This is a genomic window from Thermodesulfitimonas sp. (assembly GCF_052743955.1).
The window spans coordinates 1-4,487 of record NZ_JBRAIN010000119.1; the positions used below are offsets into that span (position 1 = coordinate 1).

Consider the following 4,487-nt stretch of genomic DNA (forward strand, 5'->3'; position numbering starts at 1 on the left):
CCTGCGGCCTCTACCACCCCAAGGTAGCGCTCTAGCCAAACTGAGCTACGCCCCGACCCGCTTTCTATTATAACCCGGTAAAGAAAGACCCGTCAAGGCGCGCTATCCCCTTACAATCGATTTACGTTAACCTCAATGGCGAACCTCAAAATGGCGCCGCAGCACGGAAACCCCCGATTTTGCCCGTCTGGAAGCAGACCAGTTTAGCGTCTTTATCCGCGCGCGCCGCCGGTTTTGCCACTGCGCCACCACAATCACGCCTACCGCGCAAAGCAACTCCACGGCAAGCTCCATTTCGCGCGGGACCCGGTAGAATTGCCAGATAAACGGGTCCGTCACCATAAGTTCCCCACCCACCTTACCCAGGATAGCCGCCGCAAGGTAGGCCGTCACCGGAAAGCGGTCCATAAGCAGGCAGAGGAAACCTGACCCGCACACCACCAAAGGAATACTCACTCCCAACGCGAAAAGAAGCAGCAGTAAATTGCCCTTGGCTACCGCGGCAATCGCGAGCACGTTATCGGTACTCATCACAAAATCGGCGACCATGATGAGTCTAACCGCCTCGACCAGGCTGCCCGCTTCCCTACCGTCCACCTCACAGGCCGCGTTCTCGCGCAAGAGCTTAACCGCAATCCAGAGGACGAGTAATCCGCCGATTAGTTTGAGGAACGAGAGCAGGATTAGCTTTGACGCCACAAAGGTAAGGCTAACGCGCAAAATTACCGCCGCCGCTGCCCCAAGGATGATCCCGGCAAAACGCTGGCGCCCACACAGCCGGCGCACCGCCATGGCGATAACGCAGGCGTTATCGCCCGCTAAAACCAAATCAATTAGGGCAATCTCAAGCGCTCCTAAGAAAAGAGGCTCCATAAAGGCTCCTTCTCGCTAAAATAACCGCTGCCATGTCTAAGCCGTCTCCTAAATAATATTTCGCCTCAAGCAAAATATCCTCCTCAACAGGCGCCAAAACTGCTTTGCCGGGCGAGGGCTCCTTACGTCTCGTTTTCCGCGGCGTAACGGAGAATCCGGTTCAGGATCTCCTGGCACCGCGCTTCAACCCGCGCGAAGTCCATTGCCCCGGCATAAAATTCCTCTAAATAATCATGGGTAAACTTCGCCTAGAGTGCAGATAGTGGACGGCACGTCCCAGCGCCTCGCTGAAGCGGCGCCGGGCGTAGGCTATTTCCGCCGCGTAGGCGGCAAGGCGCCGGAGCCGGGAATATTCCTCAAGGTTTACCCTTTGCACCGTCAACTGCTCCGGCGGTACAAAACCCAGCTCCGGAACCTCCTTTAGCACCGCTACCTTAAGAACAGGAATGATGAAAAGGTCGATTTCCTGCGGTAGAAAAGCACAATGAAAAACCTCCGTATCAAGACCGCGGATCACGGCCGCCGCCAACCGTGCCAGGAAAGTGCTCCGGCCCGATCCGGGCGGTCCCTGAACTACATAGAGCATCTTCAGGTCCTGAAGCAGCGTCTGTAGATGGTGAACCACGCCATCGGGAGAGATAGCCGACGCAAAGAGCCGCCGCACCTGCGGGAAACGCTCGTGCTGGACGGGTGCGTCCTTGAAAATCGCCCGCGCCGTTTCCCGCAAAACCTTGTTCACCCGGGCGAAATCCATGCTCTCGCGGATATAGCTTTCGAGTTCGTCCCTGATGACCGCCTCCCTTAGCTGCGCGTAGGCAATCCCGAAAAGCCGGTTCACCCGGCGGTTAGTCGCAAGAACCTCTTCTTTATGCGCCCGCAGCTTGGCCTCGTCCCAAAAATCACCCAGATGAACAATCTCGTCCACCACCCCCGGGTTCTTCGGATTGACGCCATGCGGCGCCGTGCTGTCGATGAGGGCCACCCGGATTGCCGGGATAACCACGCCGTCGAGTGACCCATTAGCGGACGAAGAGCACATGAATTCAACGTCGAACCCGCGGGCTAACATCTCCTCCCCGATTTGCCGCATAAAGGTGGATTTGCCGGTCCCGGGCCCTCCCTTAATTATAAAAATGCGTCTAGCGTCCGGGTCGATGATCTGGTCGTAGTAAGAATAAAAACCAGCAGCCGTATTGCCCCTTGGAAACATTTTCCGCAGTTTCCCCTGTTTCAACCCGCCTTCGCCTCCCCTGAAAATAGACGTTTAGCCTTATACTGACAGACCTTTAGGGTCCGTTCTACGTTCAACGTTTATAAAAGGCCGAAGTACAAGCAATTAAACCATTTTCATGCCCGGTGGCGACTGGAGTCGTGCACGACTCCTTAAAAAGGTCTACCGGTTGCAGCGTATAAAAAACGCCACCGAATTCTACTAGGAAAATTTATTTCCGCCTCAAGAGGAAAAGAGCTCAAAAAAGGCGAAAACTAAACTTTAGCAACATAGCTGAGAGAACGAAAGGCGGTTTTAACCGTGGGTTGTTTTCTACCCCTCCTATTTCTCCTGTTGCTTCCGGTACTCTTCTTTTTCTTCTATTTCCAGGTGGCCGCTTTTTCCCTTACTAAGCTCGGGCTTTCCCCGCAGGGAGCAGTGCTTTTTTTCAGCCTCTGCCTACTCGGCGGAATAATCAACATCCCTGTTTCCCGACAGCCGATCATTGTTGAAGAAGGACCAATTTTCGGACTCCCGTTTTTCTTCTATTACCCGCCACGCGTGCGGGAGCAGGTGATCGCGGTAAATTTAGGTGGCGCCATCCTTCCCGGACTTTTTAGCCTCTATCTCCTGGGCCGGGCGCCACTTTTGGCTACCCTGATGGCTACTGTAGTCGTGGCCGCGGTGGCCAAAGGCTTAGCCCGTCCGGTACCCGGAGTAGGTGTTATCTTGCCGGCATTCATCCCGCCCCTTGTAGCCGCCGTGGCCGCGCTTCTCCTATCCCGGGACAACCCGGCGCCGGTAGCTTATATTTCCGGCGTCTGGGGTACACTCCTCGGTGCCGACATCTTGAACTGGCCCCGCTTCCGCGAGATGGGCGCGCTGGTCCTCAGTATCGGCGGGGCGGGTGTCTTTGACGGCATTTTTTTGGTAGGCATCGTCGCCGCCCTTTTAACCTGAGCCGGGCGTTTGGGAAAGCTATTTGCAGGGAGGTTGCCTTATGGAAAAGTGTATCTTTTGCCACTTACCGTCTGACACCATTATCGCGGCGAACGAGCTGGCGGTAGCCGTATTCGACAAGTACCCGGTCAACCCCGGGCACACGCTCGTGATCCCCCGGCGCCACTACGCTTCTTATTTCGAAGCTACAGAAGAAGAAGTGATGGCGCTTCACCGGCTCGTAACAGAGGTAAAGAAAATCCTGGACGAACGGTATCATCCCGACGGCTACAATGTCGGGGTAAACGTAGGTGCTTGCGCAGGGCAAGCGATCGGCCACGTACACCTGCACGTTATTCCGCGCTTCAACGGCGATTCCCCGCGTCCCGGGGGCCTGCGCCGCGTAAAAAAACCCGTCACACCGTGGCTACGGGAAGATGAGTAGTGGGGAAAAACCGAAATGCTTCAACTCGTTACCCGCACTGGAGTAGCGATTAATCCACCGTTACCAGAACTTAAAGAGCGCCTGGCAAACTTACTTCGGACTCAGGGGTTCTTTTGGCTCGACATGGAGGCTCCTATACCAGACGAAGTCGCGCTCTTAACTGATCTCTTTAACTTCCACCCGTTGGCGGTGGAAAACTGCCTCTACGGGCAGCAAAGAGCGAAGCTTGATACCTCCCCTGACTACCTCTTCCTGATTCTTTACGCCGCCGTCCCTACCAGTGGGGAGAAAGGCTACCGGCGCATCCAGTTCGACCTTTCCCTCGGGCGGCAGGTCCTGGTTACCTTTCACCAGGAGCCCGCGAAGGCCCGTACGGCAGACAAATTGAGAAGGGGCCGCGAGGGAGAGTGGGGATCATCTAAAATCCGGAGTAGCCGCTCCCGCACTATGGTTGTGTAAGCCGGGTTATGCGTTTTGGGGTAAGGGCTTTTGCGCCGCCACAACACCTCATCAGGCAGGACCCCGTGCAGCGCGTGGCGCAAAACAGCCTTTTCGGTTTGGTTGTAGAATTTCATCTCCCACGGAATATTCCATACGTACTCTACCAGCCGGTGGTCGCAGTACGGTACCCGCACTTCGAGGCCAAAAAAGCCATGCTCGTTCTGTCTTTCCGGTCTAATAAAACGGGCATAAACCAGGTAATACTCAGGTAAGAGATCTCGCGGAGGCGAGCGGCGTAGGGGTCCTCACCCAGAAGCCGGGGCACCTCCGTCAGGGCTTCCTGGTAGCGGGCCGAAACGTATTCTTGCGGGCGGATATAGCGGGCCACCTCGGGCGCTAACAAACCTATCCTCACGTCAAGGTTTCGTATCCAGGGAAATGTCGTCGCCCAGATATCGGCTTCGGCGCCTTAGCCGTGATGCCATCAGTTTACGTTACTTCAAACTTTATGTTACCCCCTCTATCTTTATGAACGATTGCGCGAAAGTGCACGAAATGAAAATCCGTTAGTGTAAAGTT

The 4,487-nt window shown here is 55.5% G+C and carries 7 protein-coding genes; 3 read left to right on the plus strand and 4 right to left on the minus strand.

Features of this window, described 5'->3' with window-relative positions; translation table 11 throughout:
- Positions 1–132 precede the first annotated feature (132 nt).
- The gene (locus tag ACUVTA_RS08660; protein ID WP_445952543.1) at positions 133–873 is read right to left on the minus strand and encodes a YjbE family putative metal transport protein; all 741 of its coding nucleotides are present in this window, start codon (positions 871–873) and stop codon (positions 133–135) included.
- 223 nt (positions 874–1,096) lie between these two features.
- Entirely contained in the window at positions 1,097–2,107 is a 1,011-nt protein-coding gene (locus ACUVTA_RS08665) for a PRK06851 family protein (protein WP_445952544.1), read from the minus strand.
- A 297-nt stretch (positions 2,108–2,404) separates the two neighbouring features.
- On the opposite strand from ACUVTA_RS08665, the gene ACUVTA_RS08670 reads away from it, so the two are divergent.
- From ACUVTA_RS08670 to ACUVTA_RS08680, 3 genes are all read left to right on the plus strand, one after another.
- Complete coding sequence (locus ACUVTA_RS08670) at positions 2,405–3,043, plus strand: DUF1614 domain-containing protein (RefSeq protein WP_445952545.1); 639 nt, start codon at positions 2,405–2,407, stop codon at positions 3,041–3,043.
- 40 nt (positions 3,044–3,083) lie between these two features.
- The gene (locus ACUVTA_RS08675; RefSeq protein WP_445952546.1) at positions 3,084–3,467 is read left to right on the plus strand and encodes an HIT family protein; all 384 of its coding nucleotides are present in this window, start codon (positions 3,084–3,086) and stop codon (positions 3,465–3,467) included.
- Between the two features lie 123 nt (positions 3,468–3,590).
- Positions 3,591–3,926, plus strand: a complete 336-nt coding sequence (locus ACUVTA_RS08680) for a CorA family divalent cation transporter (protein ID WP_445952547.1) — start codon at positions 3,591–3,593, stop codon at positions 3,924–3,926.
- Here ACUVTA_RS08680 and ACUVTA_RS08685 read toward each other — a convergent pair.
- Entirely contained in the window at positions 3,815–4,102 is a 288-nt protein-coding gene (locus ACUVTA_RS08685) for an asparagine synthase-related protein (RefSeq protein WP_445952548.1), read from the minus strand. The genes ACUVTA_RS08680 and ACUVTA_RS08685 overlap by 112 nt on opposite strands.
- On the minus strand, positions 4,069–4,323 hold the full coding sequence (locus tag ACUVTA_RS08690) for an asparagine synthase-related protein (RefSeq protein WP_445952549.1): 255 nt from the start codon (positions 4,321–4,323) through the stop codon (positions 4,069–4,071). The genes ACUVTA_RS08685 and ACUVTA_RS08690 overlap by 34 nt, the downstream gene beginning before the upstream one ends.
- Positions 4,324–4,487: the final 164 nt, after the last annotated feature.

What these genes read in the sequence shown, in the direction of transcription:
- ACUVTA_RS08660 (WP_445952543.1), bottom strand. Translation starts at nt 873, where the DNA reads ATGGAGCCTCTTTTCTTAGGAGCGCTTGAGATTGCCCTAATTGATTTG.
- ACUVTA_RS08675 (WP_445952546.1), top strand. Translation starts at nt 3,084, where the DNA reads ATGGAAAAGTGTATCTTTTGCCACTTACCGTCTGACACCATTATCGCG.
- ACUVTA_RS08680 (WP_445952547.1), top strand. Translation starts at nt 3,591, where the DNA reads ATGGAGGCTCCTATACCAGACGAAGTCGCGCTCTTAACTGATCTCTTT.